This is a genomic window from Serratia sp. K-E0102, assembly GCF_029962625.1.
GTDB lineage: Bacteria > Pseudomonadota > Gammaproteobacteria > Enterobacterales > Enterobacteriaceae > Serratia > Serratia sarumanii.
On sequence record NZ_CP124754.1, the window covers coordinates 4,732,676 to 4,752,567 of the forward strand.

The window sequence follows — 19,892 nt, forward strand, 5'->3', positions numbered from 1 at the left end:
TACGCTTTCGCATAGAAACAGGCAACGTAACCTGATGCTAATCATGCTGAAGCGAGACAACACGAGACACCCGCCTTACTCTGTGCTACAAACAGAGCCGCAATAAATCTTTCCGGGACACTGAATTTCAGGGAAACGCCCAGAGAAAGGCTCCTTTACCGGTATGTTAACAGAATGTAGCTTGCAGCGCTTACGGCAAGTTAATATGCTAGAGCGACAGCGTATTTTTATGACACGCCTCAAAACTTGCCGGTAGCCCTCGCTCATGACTGCGGCTACAGGCGGGTTTTACAGGGAACTCTGACCCCTGTGACACAAGGCAGCGATAACAACAGAGGATAACAGCGAATGGTTCTCGGCAAACCGCAAACAGACCCTACTCTCGAATGGTTCCTGTCTCATTGCCATATCCACAAATATCCATCGAAGAGTACGCTGATTCACCAAGGTGAAAAGGCCGAAACGCTTTACTACATCGTGAAAGGCTCCGTCGCGGTACTGATCAAGGATGAAGAAGGTAAAGAGATGATCCTGTCCTACCTCAACCAGGGGGATTTCATCGGCGAGCTCGGATTGTTCGAAGAAGGCCAGGAGCGCAGCGCCTGGGTTCGCGCGAAAACCGCCTGTGAAGTGGCCGAAATTTCCTACAAGAAATTCCGCCAGCTGATCCAGGTGAACCCGGACATCCTGATGCGTCTGTCCGCCCAAATGGCGAGCCGCCTGCAGGTCACCTCCGAAAAAGTGGGCAACCTCGCCTTCCTGGACGTGACCGGCCGCATCGCGCAAACCCTGCTGAATCTGGCGAAGCAACCCGACGCCATGACTCACCCGGACGGCATGCAGATCAAGATCACCCGCCAGGAGATCGGCCAGATCGTCGGCTGCTCGCGCGAAACCGTTGGCCGTATTCTGAAAATGCTGGAAGATCAAAACCTGATTTCCGCCCACGGCAAAACCATTGTCGTCTACGGCACCCGTTAATCCCTGAAGAAACGGCGCAATCTGCGCCGTTTTTTTTATCTGCTCTCTGCCATGTGGCGCCGCCTGATCTACCACCCGGAAATCAACTACGCACTGCGACAAACGCTGGTGTTGTGCCTGCCGGTGCTGTTCGGCCTGCTGATAGGCCAGCTGCAGCTCGGCCTGATGTTCTCTCTGGTGCCCGCCTGCTGCAATATCGCCGGTCTGGACACGCCGCATAAGCGCTTCTTTAAACGGCTGGTGGTTGGCGGCTCGCTGTTCGCCTTCAGCAGCGTGCTGCTGCAACAGGCACTGCTGTGGCACGTGCCGCTGCCGGCGCTGATGCTGGGCCTGGCGCTGCTGCTCGGCGTCACCGGTGAAATCAGCCCGCTGCACGCCCGGCTGTTGCCGGCGGCGCTGGTGGCCGCCATCTTCGCCCTCAGCACGGCCGGCACGGTGCCTCTCTGGCAGGCGCCGCTGCTGTACGCCATCGGCACCGTCTGGTACGGCTTATTCACCTGGTTGTGGTTCAAGCTGTGGAAAGAGCAGCCGATGCGCGAGACGCTGAGCCAGCTCTATCTGGAACTGGCGGACTATTTCGAAGCCAAATACTCGCTGCTGACCCAGCACACCGATCCGCAAACTGCGCTGCCGCCGCTGCTGGTGCGCCAGCAAAAGGTGATGGATCTGATCAGCCTGTTGTACCAACAGCTTAATTTCCTGCCGCACGCCAACAACCTCGAGCAAAAGCGCCTGCAGCGCGCCTTTCAGGTGGCGATGGACCTGCAGGAGCACATCACCGTCAGCCTGCATCTGCCGGAGGAGGTGCAAAAACTGGTGGAGCAGAGCCAGGCCGAAGCGATCATTCGCCGCAACGCTCAGGTGATCGCCGGCCGGCTGCGCGTAGTGGCGCACGATATTCTCTATCATCAACATTCGAAGCGCTTCTCCATGGCCCACGAGCTGGCGGCGCTGGAAAAAATGGCGGCGCAGCATCCCGATAACCCGGTCGGCCAGTTTTGTTATTACCACTTCAGCCGCATCGCCCGCCTGCTGCGCACCCAGCATCCGCTATACCGCCGCGACCTGATGCCCGGCCAGCACCGCCTGCCGTTTTGGCCGGCGCTGGCCAGCTATCAGTCGTTCAAGTCCACCGCCCTGCGCAACGCCGCGCGGCTGGGCGTGACGCTGGCAGTCGGCAGCAGCCTGGGTGCGGTGTTCAATCTGCCGAAGCCTTACTGGATCCTGCTCACCATCATGCTGGTGAGCCAAAACGGGTATAACGCCACCCGGGTGCGTATTCAGCACCGTGCGCTGGGCACGATTGCCGGGCTTTTGCTGGCGGCCGGGCTGCTGCAGCTGCAGCTGCCGGAAGGCGAAACGCTGAGCATCATGTTGGTGATCACGCTGCTGGCCTACCTGGTTTCGCGCAAGAACTACGGGCTGTCGGTGATTGGCTTTACGGTCACGGCGGTTTACACCCTGCAGCTGCTGGCGCTGAACGGCTCGCATTTTCTGGTGCCGCGCCTGATCGATACGCTGATCGGCTGCGTGTTGGCGTTCGGCGGCACCATTTGGCTGTGGCCGCAGTGGCAAAGCGGGCTGCTGCGCAAGAATGCCCATCAGGCGCTGGAGCACGATCAAACCGCGCTGCGGTTGATGCTGGAACAGCCGGAACCGGACGCCACCGCGTTGGCCTATACCCGCATGCAGGTCAACCAGGCGCACAATGCGCTATTCACCTCGCTCAATCAGGCGATGCAGGAGCCGGGGTTCGCGTCGGACTATCTGGCAGACATGCGGCTGTGGGTCACGCATAGCCAGTTCATCGTCGAGCACCTGAACGCCATGACCATTCTGGCGCGCGAACACTACATGCTGACGCCAAAACTGGCGGAAGCGTATCTGCAGGCCTGTGAAATCGCGCTGCAAAGCTGCCAACAGCGGTTGGAATACGACGGCCCGAGCAGCGGCAACAGCGGCATCATGCAGCCGCCGGATCTGCATCCGGAGATGCCCGTTACCGAGATGGAGCGCCATCTGCGGCGCATTCTGTCGCACCTGAGCGTGATGCACACCATTTCTTCGCTGGCCTGGCGCCAGCGCCCGCACCACGGCATTTGGCTCAAGCGCAAACTGCGCGATCAATAAGGGCGCGGCATGCCGCGCCCCGTTATATGCCGCGCGGGCGTCAGGCGTTGATCACATCCTGCACCGCCAGCTCGAACAGCGCCATGCCGGCCTCGATATCCTGCAGCTCCACCACCAGCGACGGCGCGAAGCGGATCACGTTCGGCCCGGCGTTGATGATCATCAACCCGCGCGCGGCGGCGGCGGTGAGGAAGTCGCGCGCTCTGCCGTGATAATGCGGCGTCAACTCGGCGCCAATCAGCAACCCCATGCCGCGAATCGCGGTGAAAATACCGTATTTATCGCCGATATGCTGCAAAGCCTGCACATACAGCGCATGACGCTGCTCGATGCCGCTCAGCACCTCCGGCGTATTGATCACGTCCAGCGCCGCCTCCGCCACCGCGCAGGCCAGCGGGTTGCCGCCGTAGGTGGTGCCGTGGGTGCCCACCTGCATCACCGACGCAATGTCTTCGGTAGTCAGCATGGCGCTGACCGGGAAACCGCCGCCCAGCGCCTTGGCGGTGGTGAGAATGTCCGGCGTCACGCCATAATGCATATAGGCGAACAGTTTGCCGCTGCGCCCCATGCCGCTTTGCACTTCGTCGAACACCAGCAGCGCCTGATGTTGGTCGCACAGCTCGCGCACGCCTTTGAGGAAGCCGGCGTCGACCGGCGTAATGCCGCCCTCGCCCTGAATCGGCTCCATCACCACCGCGCAGGTGTGGTCGTCCATCACCGCCTTCACCGCCGCCAAATCGTTGAACGGCACGTGCACGATGTCGGCCGGCTTCGGCCCGAACCCGTCGGAATATTTGGCCTGCCCGCCCACCGACACGGTGAACAGCGTGCGGCCGTGGAACGCGTTATAGAAGGCGATGATTTTGGTTTTGTAAGGGTTGTGGCGGGTGATGGCGTAATGACGCGCCAGTTTGAACGCCGCCTCGTTGGCCTCTGCGCCGGAGTTGGCGAAGAACACCCGATCGGCGAAGGTGGCGTCGATCAGCTTGCTCGCCAGGCGCAGCGCCGGTTCATTGGTGAAGACGTTGCTGGTATGCCACAGGGTTTCGCCCTGGCGTTTGAGCGCCTCGACCAGCGCCGGATGGCAATGCCCCAGCGCCGTCACCGCGATGCCGCCGGAAAAATCGATGTACTCTTTTCCCTGTTGATCCCAGACCCGGCTGCCTTGGCCGCGCACCGGCACAAACTGGGCAGGTGCATAAACAGGCAGGATCACTTGGTCAAAGGTGCTGCGGCTCACTGCGGATTTTTCAGTCATTTTCGGCTCCACCCTGAAGGTTTTTCAGCGCTATCGTAATGTCAGATTGAAAACATAATCACGAAATATGCATAAAAAACCAATCAAGCGCAAACGCAAAACGCCTGGCGGGCAAAAAAAACGCATCGGGATTAACGCTGAAGGAAATTATCCAGCAGCTGATGGCCCTGCTCGCTGAGCACGCTTTCCGGATGGAACTGCACGCCTTCCAGCGCCAAAGTGCGGTGGCGGATGCCCATGATCTCGTCGCGCACGCCGTCGCGTTCGCTCCAGGCGGTCACTTCAAAACAGTCCGGCAGCGTATCGGCCTTCAGCACCAGCGAGTGGTAGCGGGTCACGGTCAGCGGATCGCTCAGGCCGCGAAACACGCCGACGCCTAGATGACGAATCGCCGAGGTTTTGCCGTGCATCACCGCGCGGGCGCGCACCACCTCGGCGCCGAACGCCTGCCCCAGCGCCTGGTGCCCCAGGCACACGCCGAGGATCGGCAGCTTGCCGGCGAAATGACGAATGGCGGCCAGCGAGATACCCGCTTCGTTCGGGGTACAGGGGCCAGGGGAAATTACCAGATGCTGCGGCGCCAGCCGCTCGATATCGGCCAGCTGCAGCTCATCGTTGCGCTTCACCAGCACCTCGGCGCCCAATTCGCAGAAGTACTGGTAAAGGTTATAGGTAAAGGAGTCGTAGTTATCGATCAGCAGCAGCATGTTAGGTCCAGCAGAGAAAAATGCCGCCACAGTGTACTGATTTAACCCGCCGCTGCCGACGATAATTTCCGCCTACTTTTTACGGCCGCCGGTGATCGAGCCCAGCACGCCGCGCAGGATCTGGCGGCCGAGATCGCGCGCCATGCTCTTGGCAGCGGTCTGGACGATGCCGTCGCGCTTGCCGCCGCGCGGGCCGGTGGAACCGAACAGCAGCTCGTTCAGGCCGTCCATCAGGCCGCCGCCCGCCTGCTGTTGTTGCTGTTGCGCCTGCGGTTGCTGCCCCTGCTGCGGGGTGCCGACGGTGGCAAAACCGCCCGACGACAGCTTCTCGTAGGCGGACTCGCGGTCAATCATATCCTCATAGCGGCCATACAGCGGCGACTTGTTGATCGCACTGTTCAGCCCTTCCGCGCCGAGCATGCCCATTTTGGATTCCGGCGCGATCACCATCGCCCGCTCCACCACGTTCGGCCGGCCCTTCTCGTCGAGGAATGACACCAGCGCTTCACCCACGCCCAGCTCGGTGATCGCCGTTTCGGCATCGAAGGCCGGATTGGCGCGCAGGGTTTGCGCCGCCGTCTTCACCGCCTTCTGATCGCGCGGCGTGAAGGCGCGCAGCGCATGCTGCACGCGGTTACCCAGCTGGCCCAGCACGCTGTCCGGGATGTCCAGCGGATTCTGGGTGACAAAGTAAATGCCGACGCCTTTGGAGCGGATCAGGCGCACCACCTGTTCGATCTTGGTCAGCAGCGCCGCCGGCGCGTCGTTGAACAGCAGGTGCGACTCATCGAAGAAGAACACCAGCTTCGGCTGTTCAGGGTCGCCCACTTCCGGCAGGTGCTCGAACAGCTCGGCCAGCAGCCACAGCAGGAACACCGAATACAGCTTCGGCTGATTGATAAGCTTATCCGCCGCCAGCAGGTTGATCACGCCGTGGCCGTTGGCGTCGGTTTTCATCAGATCGTTGATGTCAAGCATCGGCTCGCCGAAGAACTGGTCAGCGCCCTGCTCTTCCAGCGTCAGCAACCCGCGCTGAATGGCGCCGATCGACGCGGCAGAGATATTGCCGTACTGGGTCTGGAATTGTTTGGCGTTGTCGCCGACGAACTGCAGCATGGTGCGCAGATCCTTCATGTCCAGCAACAGCAGCGCGTTGTCATCGGCGATCTTGAACACCAGCTGCAGCACGCCGCTTTGCACCTCGTTCAGATCCAACAGGCGCCCCAGCAGCAGCGGCCCGAGATCGGAAATCGTGGCGCGGATCGGGTGCCCCTTTTCACCGTAAATATCCCACGGGATAATGGTGCAGGCCTGCGGCTGCCAGTCGCTGACGCCGATCGCCGCCAGGCGCGCCTGCAGTTTCTCGGAAGGCACGCCCTCGGCGCCGATGCCGGACAGATCGCCCTTCACGTCCGCCAGGAACACCGGCACGCCGATGCGCGAGAACTGTTCGGCCATTTTCTGCAGCGTCACCGTCTTGCCGGTGCCGGTTGCCCCGGTGATCAGCCCGTGGCGGTTGGCCAACGCCGGCAAAATCACCAGATCCTGCTCCGGTTTTCCGTCTTTCATCGCTTTGGCGATAATCCGTGGTTCACTCATTTTCTGTTCCTTTGACGCTGACGCGGCGCGAAACGCGCCTGTGGATGCAATAAAGCTATAAGCGCCGCGTAACCCCGTCAAGGACAAACAAAATGGGTGCCGTCGGGGCCTGATGAATTCAGATTGCGCTTAGCGTCAAAGCGCCTTTGCTTGAACAATAAAGCACCAGTGCTATAGTGAGCATTACGCTGTATATACGAGGTAAATACCATGTCTGAATCTACCGTGGTAATCCGCGTGGATGAAGAGTTAAAAACCGCTTTCGCCAGCGCGGCAAAGGCCGCCGATCGCACGGCTTCGCAACTGCTGCGTGATTTCATGCGCGAGTTTGTCAGCCGCCAGGCGCAACAGGAAGAGTACAACCAGTGGTTAAAGGAAAAGGTCGAGGTAAGCCGCAAGGCGTTGCGTGAAGGCAAATTCGCCGACGATGAAGAGGTGGCCGCTTATTTCGCCGAACGCAGAGCCAAATCAACGCAATAAAACACAAAAGGACTTTTGTGAAACTGACATGGACGGAACCCGCCATCGCCGATCGTCTGGCGATTTATGAATGGTTGGAACTTAAAAATCCGGCCGCCGCCGCAGAAAATGATGCAAAAATCGCTGACGCGGCGGCACGCCTCGTGCATCATCCGCCAGCGGGAAAACGGGGCGGATAGCCGGTACGCGCGAGCTGGTCATCTCCCCGTCCTATTTGCTGGTCTATGAATGGGCGGCTCAACGCGTCATCGTATTGGCCATCGTGCATACTCGCCGTCGGTGGCCGCCGGCATAGTCACCCCCGCAGCCCCAACTGCTCCTTCAGCGTCTTCAAATAGCGCCGGCTGACCGGCACCGGATCGCCGGCCGACATGATCATCTCCGCCGCGCCGCCCTCTTCGAAGCGGATCTCGCGCACCTGCTCCAGATTGACCAGATACTGCCGATGGCAGCGCACCAGCGGCGTGCGGCTTTCCAGCGTGCGCAGCGTCAGCTCGGTGAAACACTCCATGCCGTCGCTGCGCACCACGAAGACCCCGCTCAGTTTGGAGCGGATCGCCAGCACTTCGTCGAAGCGCAGCAGATAGATGCGGCTGTGGCCGGTGCAGGGAATGTATTTCAGGTAACCGGCGCTCTCTTCCAGCGCCGTCACGTCCTGCGGCGCACTGCGCTGCCGCAGACGTTGCAGCGTCTTGCTCAGCCGCTTCGGCTCCGCCGGCTTCAGCAGGTAGTCGAAGGCGTGCTCCTCGAATGCCTGCACCGCGTATTCGTCGTAGGCGGTCAGAAACACGATGTGCGGCATGCGGTTGGGATCCAGCATGCCGACCATTTCCAGCCCGCTGATGCGCGGCATCTGGATATCGAGAAACACCACGTCCGGCTGCAGCCGGTGGATCTGGCTGATGGCTTCAATGGCGTTGGCGCACTCGCCGATAATCGCGATCCCCGCTTCAGCTTCCAGCAGGTGGCGCAGGTTGTCGCGCGCGGAAGGTTCATCGTCAACAATCAGTGCGTTTAACATCAGGCGGCCCTCTCCATGGGGACATTGAGCGTAATGCGGGTGTAGGCGTCCGGTCGGCAATCCACCTGCACGCCATAGCCTTCGCCGTAGCGCACGCGAATGCGTTTATCCACCAGGTTCATCCCCAGCCCGCTGCAGTTCGGCTTCGGCTGGAACAGCCCGGCGTTGTCCGTCACCTGCAGCAGCAGATGCTCCCCTTCGCAGCAGGCGCCGATTTCGATGCGGCCCACGCCCAGCAGATGCGAGGTGCCATGCTTGATGGCGTTCTCGACGATCGGCTGCAGCGAGAACGCCGGCAGCCGCACCGCCAACAGCGCCTCCGGCAGCGATACCGCGATCTCCAGCCGATCGGCGAAGCGCGCTTTCTCGATCTGCAGGTAGGCGTTCACGTGTTCAATCTCGTCCGCCAGGCTGACTTCGTCATCGGAACGTTTGAGGTTTTTACGAAAGAAGGTCGAGAGAGACTGCACCAGATCGCAGGCGCGCTCGCCATCGCGGCGGATCACCGCCACCAGAGTATTCAAGGCATTGAACAGGAAATGCGGATTGACCTGCGCATGCAGCAGCTTGATCTCCGACTGCGCCAGCAGCTGCTTGTGGCGCTCGTACTGTCCGGCCATGATCTGCGCCGACAGCAGGCTGGCGATGCCTTCGCCCAGCGTACGGTTGATGGTGTTGAACAGCTGGCTTTTCGGCTCATACAGCTTGATGGTGCCGATCACCCGCTGATTTTCGCCGCGCAGCGGGATCACCAGCGTCGATCCCAGCTTGCAGGCCGGATTGATCGAGCAGCAGTAAGAGAGCTGATTGCCGTCGGCGTACACCACCTCGTTGTTGTCGATGGCGCGATGCGAATGCACCGAGGCGATCGGCGTGCCCGGCAGGTGGTGGTCGTCGCCGATGCCGATAAACGCCAGCAGCTTGTCGCGATCGGTGATCGCCACCGCGCCGATGCCCAGCTCCTGATAGATCACCCGGGCGACCTTCATGCTGTTCTCCTGATCGAAGCCCTGCCGCAGGATGCCCTCGGTGCGCTCGGCGATCTTCAGCGCCTTGGAAGAGAAGGCGCTGGTGTATTTTTCGAACATCGCGCGCCTATCCAGCAGGATTTGCATGAACATCGCCGCACCGACGGTATTGGCGATCATCATCGGCAGCGCGATGTGCTCCACCAGCTGCAACGCTTCGTCGTAGGGGCGCGCCACCGCCAGGATGATCGCCATCTGCAGCACTTCCGCCACCAGCGCCACGCCACCGACGAACAGCGGATTGAACAGCAGCTCGATGCGCCCGCGGCGCATGGCGATGCTGTGTACGATGCCGCCGACCAGGCCTTCCGACACCGTGGAAATCGCGCAGGCCACGTCGGTCATGCCGCCGAGCGTATACCGGTGCAGGCCGCCGGTCAGCCCGACCAGAAAGCCCACCGACGGCCCGCCCAGCAACCCGCCCAGGACCGCGCCTATCGCGCGGGTGTTGGCGATCGAATCCTGAATGTGCAGCCCGAAATAGGTGCCCATGATGCAGAACACCGAGAAGATCACGTAGCACAGCAGCTTGTGCGGCAGGCGGATGGTCACCTGCATCAGCGGGATGAACAGCGGGGTTTTGCTCAGCAGATAGGCGATAACGAGATAGACGCACATCTGCTGCAACAGCAACAGCACCTGGTTAAATTCATACATGGCAGCAACTCATCCAGAGACAACAAAGGGCGAACGCCGGATTTCCGGTCTGATTATTGTCTGCCGATTAGAGCATGAGGCGCGGGAGAAAACAGTGATGAAGGCAAGGCTTCGAGAGGAAGGAGCGGCCGACCCCAACGGGATCGGCCAAAAAACTTACGGCAGCACCTTGGCCGACAGAATCACCACCGGTTTGGTCGGCACATTCTGGTAAGGGCCGACGTTGCCGGTTGGCACCTGGGCAATTTTGTCCACCACGTCCATGCCTTTCACCACTTTGCCGAACACCGCGTAGCCGAAGTCACGCTGGCCGTGATCCAGGAAGGCGTTATCCGCCACGTTCAGGAAGAACTGGCTGGTGGCGCTGTCCTTGTCGGCGGTGCGCGCCATCGAGATGGTGCCGCGCAGGTTGCGCAAGCCGTTGTCGGCTTCGTTCTTGATCGGCGCCTTGGTGGATTTTTGCTGCATGTCAGCGGTGAAACCGCCGCCCTGGATCATAAAGCCCGGGATCACGCGATGGAAAATGGTGTTGTTGTAGTACCCGCTGTTCACGTAATCGACGAAGTTCTGGGTGGAAACCGGTGCCTTCTGGCTGTCGAGCGCCAACTCGATATTCCCCGCCGAGGTCGTCAGCATGACGTGGGTCTCACCGGCGGCGAGTGCGGCTGGCGCCACTGCGGTCAGGGAACACAGCGCGACGAAGGTCACTAAAGTACGTTTGAACATTAACGGGTCCTTTCTCTGAGAGACAAACAACGGAAAAGCGCTTTGATTCTAAAGAGCTGTATCGGCAAGTACCAGCCATTTACCTATATTTACCCAATTACGGGACATATCCTAGGCGGCCCTGAATTTTGCTGCGGAAAGTATGGGCGCAGAAGGCTTTTTTGCCAACCGCATCACGCATTTTTTGCCCCGCGCCACCCTGGGTTGATTTTTGCGATCTGCCTCCCAGTTTGCACACGCATTGCCGTTACTCTATATAAATGAGAGCGCTCTCATTATAAAAAGAGCGGATACTGAAGCATCCCACGGCGGCGTCGCCGCGCAACCCCTGGAGAAATGACGTGAGTGAACTGATGACTGAAGTCAGCCCCGAGTTTGAAAGCACCATCATGGAACTGCTGGTGTTCTCCGGCAGCGCGCGCAGCAATGCGTTGACGGCGCTGCGGCAAGCGCGCGCCGGCGACTTCGCCGCCGCGGCCAGGCACATGGCCGAGTCCAAAGAGTGGGTGAAGAAAGCACACCTGATCCAGACCGAGCTGATCGGCCTGGACGAAGGCTGCGGCAAACTGGCGATCAACCTGATCACCGTGCATGCGCAGGATCATCTGATGAACGCCATGGTGATCCAGGATCTGGCCGACGACATGATCGAGCTCTATCGCCGTCAGTCGCAGACGGAGGGCCGCCCATGAGCGCACTCAAAATCGCCGTGATCGGCGGCGGCAGCAGCTACACTCCCGAGCTGGTCGATGGGCTGATCCAGCGCATCGAGGAGCTGCCGGTCACCGAGCTGGCGCTGGTGGACGTCGAACCGGGCCGGCAAAAAGTGGAAACCATCGCCGCCCTGACCCGCCGCATGCTGGCGCGCCACGGGCTGGAGCAGGTGAAGGTCAGCGTGCACTTTGCGCTGGACGACGCCATTCGCGGCGCCGCCTTCGTGCTGACCCAGTTCCGCGTCGGGCAACTGCCGGCGCGCGCCGCCGACGAACGGCTGGGCCTGAAATACCAGCTGCTCGGCCAGGAGACCACCGGCGTCGGCGGCTTCGCCAAGGCGCTGCGCACCATCCCGGTGATGCTGGACATCGCTCGCCGGGTGGAAACGCTGGCGCCGGACGCCTGGATCATCAATTTCACCAACCCGGCCGGTATCGTCACCGAGGCGGTGTCCCGCTTTACCAAAGCGAAGATCATCGGCCTGTGCAACGTGCCGATCAGCATGCATCACATGATCGCCAACATGCTGCAGGCGCCTTACGCCGACGTGCAGCTGCGCTTCGCCGGCCTGAACCACATGGTCTGGGTGCATCAGGCCACGCAGCAGGGGCGCGACGTCACCGCCAAGGTGATCGACATGCTGTGCGACGGCGCGGCGCTGACCATGAACAACATCAAGGAAGAGCCCTGGCAGCCGGACTTCCTGCGCGCGCTCGGCGCCATCCCCTGCCCCTACCACCGCTATTTTTACCAGACCCGCGAGATGCTGGCGGAAGAGATGGCCGCCGCCGGCGAGCGCGGCACCCGCGCCGAGCAGGTGATGCAGGTGGAGAAAGAGCTGTTCGAGCTGTATGCCGATCCGCAGCTGAACACGAAACCGGAGCAGCTCAGCTTCCGCGGCGGTTCTTTCTATTCCGAAGTTGCGCTGGAGCTGATTCGTGCTATCCATAATAATCTCGGCACGCAATTAGTGGTCAACACCGCAAACCGCGGCGCTATCCATGGCCTGCCGGACGATGCTGTGATAGAAATCAACTGTATCGTTGATGCTCAGGGCGCGCACCCGCTGACCTTCGGCCCGCTGCCGGAGCCGATGCAGGCCCTGACGCAGCAGGTGAAAGCCTACGAACGCCTGACCATCGAGGCGGCGGTGCACGGCGATCGCCGCAGCGGGTTGCTGGCGTTGATCGCCAACCCGTTGGTGGGCAACGCCAACCTGGCGCAGCCGCTGCTGGAAGAGGTGTTGACGATAAACGCGCCGTATTTGCCGCAGTTCAGGTAAGCGGCTATACGCAGCCAGACAGGGGTTCGGCGCGCCGAACCCATTTTTTTAGCCGTAATTCAGGAGTGGGACGATGGTGACACTGGAAGATGTCGCAGCGCTGGCGGGCGTTTCGCGCGCCACCGTATCGCGCGTGGTGAATGGCGACAGCAACGTCAAGGCGCCGACCCGCGAGAAGGTTGAACGCGCCGTTGCCCAGCTCGGTTACACCCCCAACCCGGCGGCCCGCGCGCTCGCCTCCAGCCACAGCAATACCCTTGGGCTGGTCACCACCTCGTACCGCGGCGGCTTTTTCGGCGCGCTGATGGACTTCGTGCAGACCGAGGCCGAATCCCACGGCAAACAGCTGCTGGTGACCCAGGGCCGCAACAGCGCCGAAAACGAATGGCAGGCGGTGCAGCGGCTATTTAGCCTGCGCTGCGACGGCGTGATCCTGCACGTGCGTTTTCTCAGCGACGATCGGCTGCGCCAATTGGCGGCGGAGCAACGTGATTTCGTGTTGCTCGATCGTCTGGTGCCGGGGCTGGAAGACCGCTGCGTCACCTTCGATCACCCGCTCGCCAGCCGCATGGCGACGCAGCAGCTGCTCGATGCCGGGCACCGGCGCATCGCCTGTATCAGCGGCCCGCGTGAACGCCCGTCGAGCCGCCTGCGGCTGCAGGGATTTGAAGAGGCGATGCAGGCGGCGAATATCGATCCGGTGGCCTGCCTGGAGGGCGTCTACGATCTGGAAAGCGGTTACCGCTGCGCCGATCGGCTGCTGCGGCAAGCCGCGCGGCCCAGCGCCATCTACTGCTGCAACGAAGAGATGGCGATCGGCGCGCTGCTGGCGATCAACGAACACCGCCTGCGGGTGCCGCAGGATATCTCCTTGATCTGCTACGACAGCGGCGAACGCGCGCCTTTCGTGCGCCCGGCGTTGAGCAGCGTACATTTTCCCATCAGCGAGATGGCCCAATACGCGGCGCGCAGGTTGATCGACCCCGCCACCCCGGCGCACCGGTTTGAGCCGACGATCGTCAACCGTGATTCCGTTGTGACGGTACGCAAATAGATCACAATAATGCACACCGGCCCTTCATGGGTTACATCAAAAAATCGACAGCCATCACAAAAAATCCCGTTGTCTGTGCTAGGATCCGCCCCCTGGTGGCCTGATCGGGACTTTTTCTGCGTTTGCCGGGAAAAGCCAGCGGCCTTATGCCAGCGTTAAAACCTCTAACAGACATATTCAGGCCTATACAATGAATGACAGTAACCGCATACGGCTTACCTGGATCAGCTTCTTTTCGTACGCGCTGACCGGTGCTTTAGTGATCGTCACAGGGATGGTGATGGGAAACATTGCAGAGTACTTTAACCTGCCGGTTTCCAGCATGAGCAACACCTTTACTTTCCTCAACGCCGGCATTTTGATTTCGATCTTCCTCAATGCCTGGCTGATGGAAATCATCCCGCTGAAGCGTCAGCTGATCTTCGGCTTTGTCCTGATGGTGCTGGCGGTCGCCGGGCTGATGCTCGGCAAGAGCCTGACCATGTTCTCGCTGTGCATGTTTATCCTCGGCGTGGTTAGCGGTATCACCATGTCGATCGGCACCTTCCTGATCACCCACATGTATGCCGGCCGCCAGCGCGGTTCGCGCCTGTTGTTCACCGACTCCTTCTTCAGCATGGCCGGGATGATCTTCCCGATCGTCGCGGCGATGCTGCTGGCCCGCCATATCGGCTGGTACTGGGTTTATGCCTGCATCGGCCTGCTGTACGTGGGGATCTTCGTGCTGACCCTGTGCTCCGAATTCCCGGTGCTGGGCAAGAAAGGCGCCGACGCCGGCCAGCCGGTCGAGAAAGAAAAATGGGGCATCGGCGTGCTGTTCCTGTCGATCGCCGCGCTGTGCTACATCCTCGGCCAGCTGGGCTTCATTCAGTGGGTGCCTGAGTACGCCACCAAGTCGTTCAACATGGACATCGGCCAGGCCGGTAAGCTGGTGAGCGACTTCTGGACCTCTTACATGGTCGGCATGTGGGTGTTCAGCTTCATCCTGCGCTTCTTCGATCTGCAGCGCATCGTGACCGTGCTGGCCGCACTGGCTACCGGCGCGATGTACCTGTTCGTCAGCACCGACAACCCGGAGCACCTGGGCTACTACATCATGGCTCTGGGCTTCGTTTCCAGCGCCATCTACACCACGCTGATCACCCTCGGCTCGCTGCAGACCAAGGTCTCCTCGCCGAAGCTGGTCAACTTTATCCTGACCTGCGGCACCATCGGCACCATGTTGACCTTCGTGGTTACCGGCCCGATCGTGGCGAAAGGCGGCGCACACGCGGCGCTGACCACCGCCAACGGCCTGTATTTGGCGGTGTTCGTGATGTGCCTGCTGCTGGGCTTCGTGACCAAGCACCGCAGCCACGGCCACGTGACGCACTAATCCGCACACAGGGCTGAATTCATCGTCGTTGACTGATAATGCCCCTCTCCTTAGATAAATGCCGGCCGCTTCTACCTGGCCGGCATTTTTTATTCTCTCCTCTTTTCCATAAGCTGGGCCAACGCGCCCTGGGCCGGTGGCATAACCGAGTTTCATTTCCAATCCGCGCTGTGACGGAACATAATTAAATGGGCATTGTATAAAATGCCAACACTCCTTATATTTGAAAACTCCGATTAATGAGAAACAGCGCAGCCCTACCGGCGGCTGTTCACTTATCATTTTCACTCACTCAGCGCTCAAGCATCACCATCAAATATATATAAAGGAATATCATAAATGAAAAAGATAGTTTATGCCTTATTCTTAATGTTGATAAGCAACGCCCCCGTCTATGGTAAAAATACGTCATTCACAACAGCGTCGGCCATTAATGCGCGTAACACAACACATCAATTCCTCTTAAGTGCGAAAAACGCCTATGAGATTTATAACCTGGAAAAACTGGAAAATGCATTATCCTCGGCTCACCAGAGTGCGCCACAACGCTTGGATGTCCTATTTAGCCTGGGAAATACCTACATACTGCAAGGAGATATTCATAAGGCACTAGACGTCTATGCCAGAATAAATATCCAAACCGGTGGTGATATTGATGCGCTGACCTATCTGGTGATGTACAAACACTATCTGGGGCAACCATTTACCAATGAAATGTCAGCCCTAAAGAAAATCAGTGAGCAACGAGCAAAAGATGTGGCGACAATAATCGGTAATATCAACGAGCAATTAGCCATGCCAATAGCGGAAAAACTTCCCGCCGGCTATAACAAAAACAACCCAGCACTAATTATCACCTTGGGTTATGCATTAAAAGAAGATGGTACCATGGATAGCATCTTGATCGACCGGCTGGAAAAAACCTTAGCCATGGCTAAAATGCTGCCTGAGGCTAAAATTGTCGTAACAGGCGGCGTGCCGAAACATGATAAAAGCGAAGGCATCGAAATGAAGCAATGGCTGATTCACCAAGGCATAGATGAAAACCGGATAATTGCCGAAAACTACGCGACAGATACCGTAGAAAATTTTATTTATTCGCGTTACATCATCAAACAAGAAAAACGAAATAACGTTGTCATCGTCAGTTCCGCAACCCATGTGCGCAGATGCCATGTCATTTTACAATCCCTCGCTCTGGCCAAAGGGGAGCATTATGATATCACTACCGTCGCAGCCCCTGACGCCTCCGAAGAAGAAATGAAATTCGAAGGGAAACGCAAACTGGGTATCTATCGTGATGCGCTGCGCGCCTATGGATTGTATATGATTTCTGCCGCACCTGAATTCTCGCTAAACTGATAGCGTGCTCCCGGATGGGCGGCGCCATCCGGGATTCGATTCACTGCTCAGGGCTGGCTCAGCTCAATTCCCAACCAGGAAGGTACAGGGCGGGCATTGCCGTCAGGTTGTTTTATCGGCGAACACCAGGCGCCAGAGTTAGAACAACTGCTCTTGGGTAACTCGCCGCCCCCCCATTTCGCCGCGCCGTCCTTAATCACTAAGGCGGCGGAGCCGCCGCCGTCCAGTTCTATCGCTACCTTGGCCTCCAATGCCCGGAACAACGCGGTCAGATCCCCACGGTCAATGCCGTCACGGTAAGCACCGCCGTGAAAAATATAAAGACGATCCTGCTGGTTATGGTAACCCAGGGCAATCCGGGTCGTTTGGGCTGGCCCATTATCCGGCTGCCCTTCCGGACCATCATCACGCCGTGGAATCAACGAGGTACCGGAAAAGGCCACAAATTGGCCTCTCATATTCGTTAGCTTATTAGCGTAATTCGTAGCCTCTGTGCTGAAACGATCGGTATTTATTACAATATGCAACGGAACTCCAGGTTGATTCATTTCCCAAAAAAATGTGTCAACCGGCGCGGCTTTATTATGCTCATCAACAAAATGGCGCAGCCCAGGGAAATAATCACTGGTTTCTTGCTCAGGCTGTGTTGAACCACCGCTAATATTGTCATAATACATACCAAGCGGCGTTGCACAGGCATTACTCAGCCAGGTAGTACCGTTTCTTTGCGCCCTGATATCAAAATAATTAACGTTTAGCACAATGTCAGGGAAAGCTAACCGCCCCCATGCGCCAACCGGATAATAAATTTCAGATGATTGCCGCCTCCCGTCATCCGTTACCGCATTGTTATTCATCTCACAACGCAACGACGTCCTTTTTTTCATATCCAGAAGCAATGACGGCACTCGTTTTCTCACATCAGGAATCACCAACAACACACCATTTTGATTATTGGCATAATATCTATCAACGTTTGAGCGCATGGGAATTTGATGGTCTTTATCAAAAATATAAGCAAACGGTTCATCTTTATGCTTCTCTATTTCATCATTTAGCTTCATTAAGGTTTCAGCACCATCAGGGTCGATGTTTACTTCCTTACTTAAACGAACATAGATATCATTAGCGCTGCCTATTTTATCAGCATGTACGGTCGCGTTGAGCGTAAACGCATATCTCCCAGACCTTGGTGTTGGTATCACCTTGACGAAGCGCTTATCTCTGCCAAATCCGTATAACTGAAAGAGCTGCTGACTTTCTCTCCCTGTTTCATCATGTTTTATCCCGACCAGCATGCTCAGTTTATAAGGCTCTTCCCAGTCATACCAAAAGCCCGAACTATAATCCTGATACTTGTTCACCCATAGAATTAAAACCATCTTCCCATCGACATACTTTTCGCACATCGTGAACATGGCATACCTATCTCTGTTAGCCGAATACTTCTCCGTGGCACGTTCATCGCAATTGGGATCCTGAATATTTATATCATCAAATTCATTGGTCGGATCCGTAACGCTACCTTCACCGGCCAACGCCGCATAGCATGCCCCGCCATAAGCCAGAAAACCAAACAATGCTATTCGACGGAAAGATATCATTAAACCTTGCATATCAGACACCAATAAAGTTAATAATCAATCACAAACAACTAGATCAAAACCTTATAAATATCCACAAATCAAAGTAAAACAATAAAAGTCATTGATTAAGATCAATATCAACAATCTATTATCTAACAAGGTTAGGGATATAGACTATAAATAGCCGAAGCGTGGCATTTCGTGATAAAGAACAATGCGTATAGAATTATTTCAATGAATGATTGTTAGATATTCAAATTATAAAGAGAGTTCTTAATCGACCGATCAATAATGTACATCGCGTTGCCGGAATTATCGTGAGAGAACGGCCCACAACATACAATGTTTACCATTATTGTCGCGGGCAAAAGAACTGGCTAACGCCGAAAATCCACCGTTTCATCCTGCTGCAGATGCAGCGTGGTTTCCGCCGGCCGCGTTTCGGCGATCACCGCCCCCTGGCGAATCGAGTAGCGCACCGGCGTCTGGCGGCGCACCGCGTCGAAGCCGCTTTCCGCCGGCAGGATCACCAGGTTGGCGCTGTTGCCGGCCGCCAGGCCGTAGTCGCTCAGGTTAAGGGTGCGCGCGCTGTGGCTGGTGATCAGCTTTAGCCCGTCGTCGATCTGGCCATAGCCCATCAGCTGGCACACGTGCAGCCCCATATGCAGCACCTGCAGCATGTTGGCGGTGCCGAGCGGATACCAGGGATCGAACACGTCGTCGTGGCCGAAGCAGACGTTGATCTGCGCCTCCAGCATCTCCTTCACCCGCGTTACGCCGCGCCGTTTCGGATAGCTGTCGAAACGGCCCTGCAGGTGAATGTTCACCAGCGGATTGGCGACGAAGTTGATGCCGGACATTTTCAGCAGGCGGAACAGCCGCGAGGCGTAAGCGCCGTTGTAAGAGTGCATCGCCGTGGTGTGGCTGGCGGTGACTTTCGCCCCCATCTCCAGCTTCAGCGCCAGCGCCGCCACGGTCTCGACGAAGCGCGATTGTTCGTCGTCGATCTCATCGCAGTGCACATCCACCAGCCGATCGTATTTTTGCGCCAGCGCAAACGCCTTATGCAGCGATTCCACGCCGTACTCGCGGGTGAATTCGAAATGCGGAATGGCGCCCACCACGTCGGCCCCCAGCCGCAGCGCCTCTTCAAGCAGCGCTTCGCCGTTGGGGTAGGAAAGGATCCCCTCCTGCGGGAAGGCGACAATCTGCAGCGTCACCCAGGGCGCCACCTCCTGTTTCACCTCCAGCATGGCGCGCAGCGCGGTCAGCGTGGGATCGGAAACGTCGACGTGGGTGCGCACATACTGCACGCCGTTGGCGATCTGCCACTTGAGCGTTTGCCAGGCGCGCTGTTTGACGTCTTCATGGGTCAGCAACGCTTTGCGTTCGGCCCAGCGCTCAATGCCCTCGAACAGCGTGCCGGACTGGTTCCAGGCCGGCTGACCGGCGGTTTGCGTGGTATCCAGGTGAATATGCGGTTCGACGAACGCCGGCAGCGCCAGCCCGCCCTGCGCATCCAACACGTCGCTGCGCCACTCCTGCCCTTCCGGCTGCGGCACCAGATGCGCGATGCGCCCCTGCTCAATCGCCAGTTGCCACAATCCTTCATGCCCGCTCAAACGCAGGTTATCGATAAACTTCAATGGACGTTTCGCCACCCTTCACCTCTGCCGTTGCGCTGGTTTTCTTCATCATACCGGCAGCGGATCGCGCTGACAAAGTCACCGTTGCCTGCCTACCCCCTGTGTTTACTCCCTGCGGGGTAGTTTGCATGCAAACTGACTCGCTTCAGCTAAAGGTGAATAAAATCCGCAACTTATCAAAAAACGTGAAAAATCATCCATATACCACGTTAGAGGTATATAAGGGTGTGATTGATTTGCATCAATAAATTGCCCATTGGGAGAGATAAGGTAAGCCTAGGAAACC

At 58.2% G+C, this 19,892-nt stretch carries 17 protein-coding genes; 9 read left to right on the forward strand and 8 right to left on the reverse strand.

The features are described 5' to 3' along the window. The first annotated feature begins 348 nt into the window (after positions 1-348). Positions 349-981, forward strand: a complete 633-nt coding sequence (gene crp, locus SSARUM2_RS22485; RefSeq protein ID WP_004090925.1) for a cAMP-activated global transcriptional regulator CRP — start codon at positions 349-351, stop codon at positions 979-981. A gap of 51 nt (positions 982-1,032) precedes the next feature. Beyond that, positions 1,033-3,111, forward strand: a complete 2,079-nt coding sequence (locus SSARUM2_RS22490) for a YccS/YhfK family putative transporter (RefSeq protein WP_060453131.1) — start codon at positions 1,033-1,035, stop codon at positions 3,109-3,111. 40 nt (positions 3,112-3,151) lie between these two features. On the opposite strand, the gene SSARUM2_RS22495 is transcribed toward SSARUM2_RS22490, so the two are convergent. From SSARUM2_RS22495 to SSARUM2_RS22505, 3 genes are all read right to left on the reverse strand, one after another. Then, positions 3,152-4,369: an aspartate aminotransferase family protein gene (locus SSARUM2_RS22495; RefSeq protein ID WP_060439495.1), complete on the reverse strand. Its 1,218-nt coding sequence runs from the start codon at positions 4,367-4,369 to the stop codon at positions 3,152-3,154. 131 nt (positions 4,370-4,500) lie between these two features. Then, positions 4,501-5,076, reverse strand: a complete 576-nt coding sequence (locus SSARUM2_RS22500) for an aminodeoxychorismate synthase component II (RefSeq protein ID WP_033654864.1) — start codon at positions 5,074-5,076, stop codon at positions 4,501-4,503. A 72-nt stretch (positions 5,077-5,148) separates the two neighbouring features. Continuing rightward, positions 5,149-6,675, reverse strand: a complete 1,527-nt coding sequence (locus SSARUM2_RS22505; RefSeq protein WP_060439496.1) for a helicase HerA-like domain-containing protein — start codon at positions 6,673-6,675, stop codon at positions 5,149-5,151. 210 nt (positions 6,676-6,885) lie between these two features. Between SSARUM2_RS22505 and SSARUM2_RS22510 the strand changes: the two genes are divergently transcribed. Together SSARUM2_RS22510 and SSARUM2_RS22515 are read left to right on the forward strand one after the other, a co-directional pair. Beyond that, positions 6,886-7,155, forward strand: coding sequence for a hypothetical protein (locus SSARUM2_RS22510; protein WP_041036986.1), 270 nt, complete (start codon positions 6,886-6,888; stop codon positions 7,153-7,155). A gap of 17 nt (positions 7,156-7,172) precedes the next feature. Next, complete coding sequence (locus SSARUM2_RS22515) at positions 7,173-7,334, forward strand: type II toxin-antitoxin system RelE/ParE family toxin (protein ID WP_223915493.1); 162 nt, start codon at positions 7,173-7,175, stop codon at positions 7,332-7,334. A 116-nt stretch (positions 7,335-7,450) separates the two neighbouring features. Here the strand turns inward: SSARUM2_RS22515 and btsR are convergent, their stop codons facing one another. The 3 genes from btsR to ppiA form a co-directional block, all read right to left on the reverse strand. Then, a complete protein-coding gene (btsR, locus tag SSARUM2_RS22520) occupies positions 7,451-8,176 on the reverse strand; it encodes a two-component system response regulator BtsR (RefSeq protein WP_033654861.1) in 726 nt (241 codons plus the stop codon). Then, a complete protein-coding gene (locus SSARUM2_RS22525) occupies positions 8,176-9,861 on the reverse strand; it encodes a sensor histidine kinase (protein WP_041036988.1) in 1,686 nt (561 codons plus the stop codon). Before SSARUM2_RS22525 ends, btsR begins: the two co-directional genes overlap by 1 nt. A gap of 156 nt (positions 9,862-10,017) precedes the next feature. Continuing rightward, positions 10,018-10,587 carry a peptidylprolyl isomerase A gene (gene ppiA, locus SSARUM2_RS22530; RefSeq protein ID WP_041036990.1) on the reverse strand — a complete coding sequence of 190 codons (570 nt, stop codon included), beginning with the start codon at positions 10,585-10,587 and terminating at the stop codon, positions 10,018-10,020. Between the two features lie 353 nt (positions 10,588-10,940). On the opposite strand from ppiA, the gene SSARUM2_RS22535 reads away from it, so the two are divergent. The 5 genes from SSARUM2_RS22535 (at position 10,941) to SSARUM2_RS22555 (ending at position 16,374) form a co-directional block, all read left to right on the forward strand. Further along, positions 10,941-11,279: a PTS lactose/cellobiose transporter subunit IIA gene (locus SSARUM2_RS22535; RefSeq protein WP_047571717.1), complete on the forward strand. Its 339-nt coding sequence runs from the start codon at positions 10,941-10,943 to the stop codon at positions 11,277-11,279. After that, a complete protein-coding gene (locus SSARUM2_RS22540) occupies positions 11,276-12,583 on the forward strand; it encodes a 6-phospho-beta-glucosidase (RefSeq protein WP_060439497.1) in 1,308 nt (435 codons plus the stop codon). The genes SSARUM2_RS22535 and SSARUM2_RS22540 overlap by 4 nt, the downstream gene beginning before the upstream one ends. A gap of 73 nt (positions 12,584-12,656) precedes the next feature. After that, positions 12,657-13,637 carry a LacI family DNA-binding transcriptional regulator gene (locus tag SSARUM2_RS22545; protein WP_033654859.1) on the forward strand — a complete coding sequence of 327 codons (981 nt, stop codon included), beginning with the start codon at positions 12,657-12,659 and terminating at the stop codon, positions 13,635-13,637. Positions 13,638-13,827: 190 nt separating this feature from the next. Then, positions 13,828-15,012 carry an MFS transporter TsgA gene (tsgA, locus tag SSARUM2_RS22550; protein ID WP_033636290.1) on the forward strand — a complete coding sequence of 395 codons (1,185 nt, stop codon included), beginning with the start codon at positions 13,828-13,830 and terminating at the stop codon, positions 15,010-15,012. Between the two features lie 339 nt (positions 15,013-15,351). Next, on the forward strand, positions 15,352-16,374 hold the full coding sequence (locus tag SSARUM2_RS22555) for a YdcF family protein (protein ID WP_125460815.1): 1,023 nt from the start codon (positions 15,352-15,354) through the stop codon (positions 16,372-16,374). Positions 16,375-16,421: 47 nt separating this feature from the next. Here the strand turns inward: SSARUM2_RS22555 and SSARUM2_RS22560 are convergent, their stop codons facing one another. Then, positions 16,422-17,990, reverse strand: a complete 1,569-nt coding sequence (locus SSARUM2_RS22560) for a phosphodiester glycosidase family protein (protein ID WP_080437574.1) — start codon at positions 17,988-17,990, stop codon at positions 16,422-16,424. Positions 17,991-18,337: 347 nt separating this feature from the next. Next, positions 18,338-19,606: a cytosine deaminase gene (locus SSARUM2_RS22565; RefSeq protein ID WP_033649318.1), complete on the reverse strand. Its 1,269-nt coding sequence runs from the start codon at positions 19,604-19,606 to the stop codon at positions 18,338-18,340. Between the last annotated feature and the right edge of the window lie 286 nt (positions 19,607-19,892).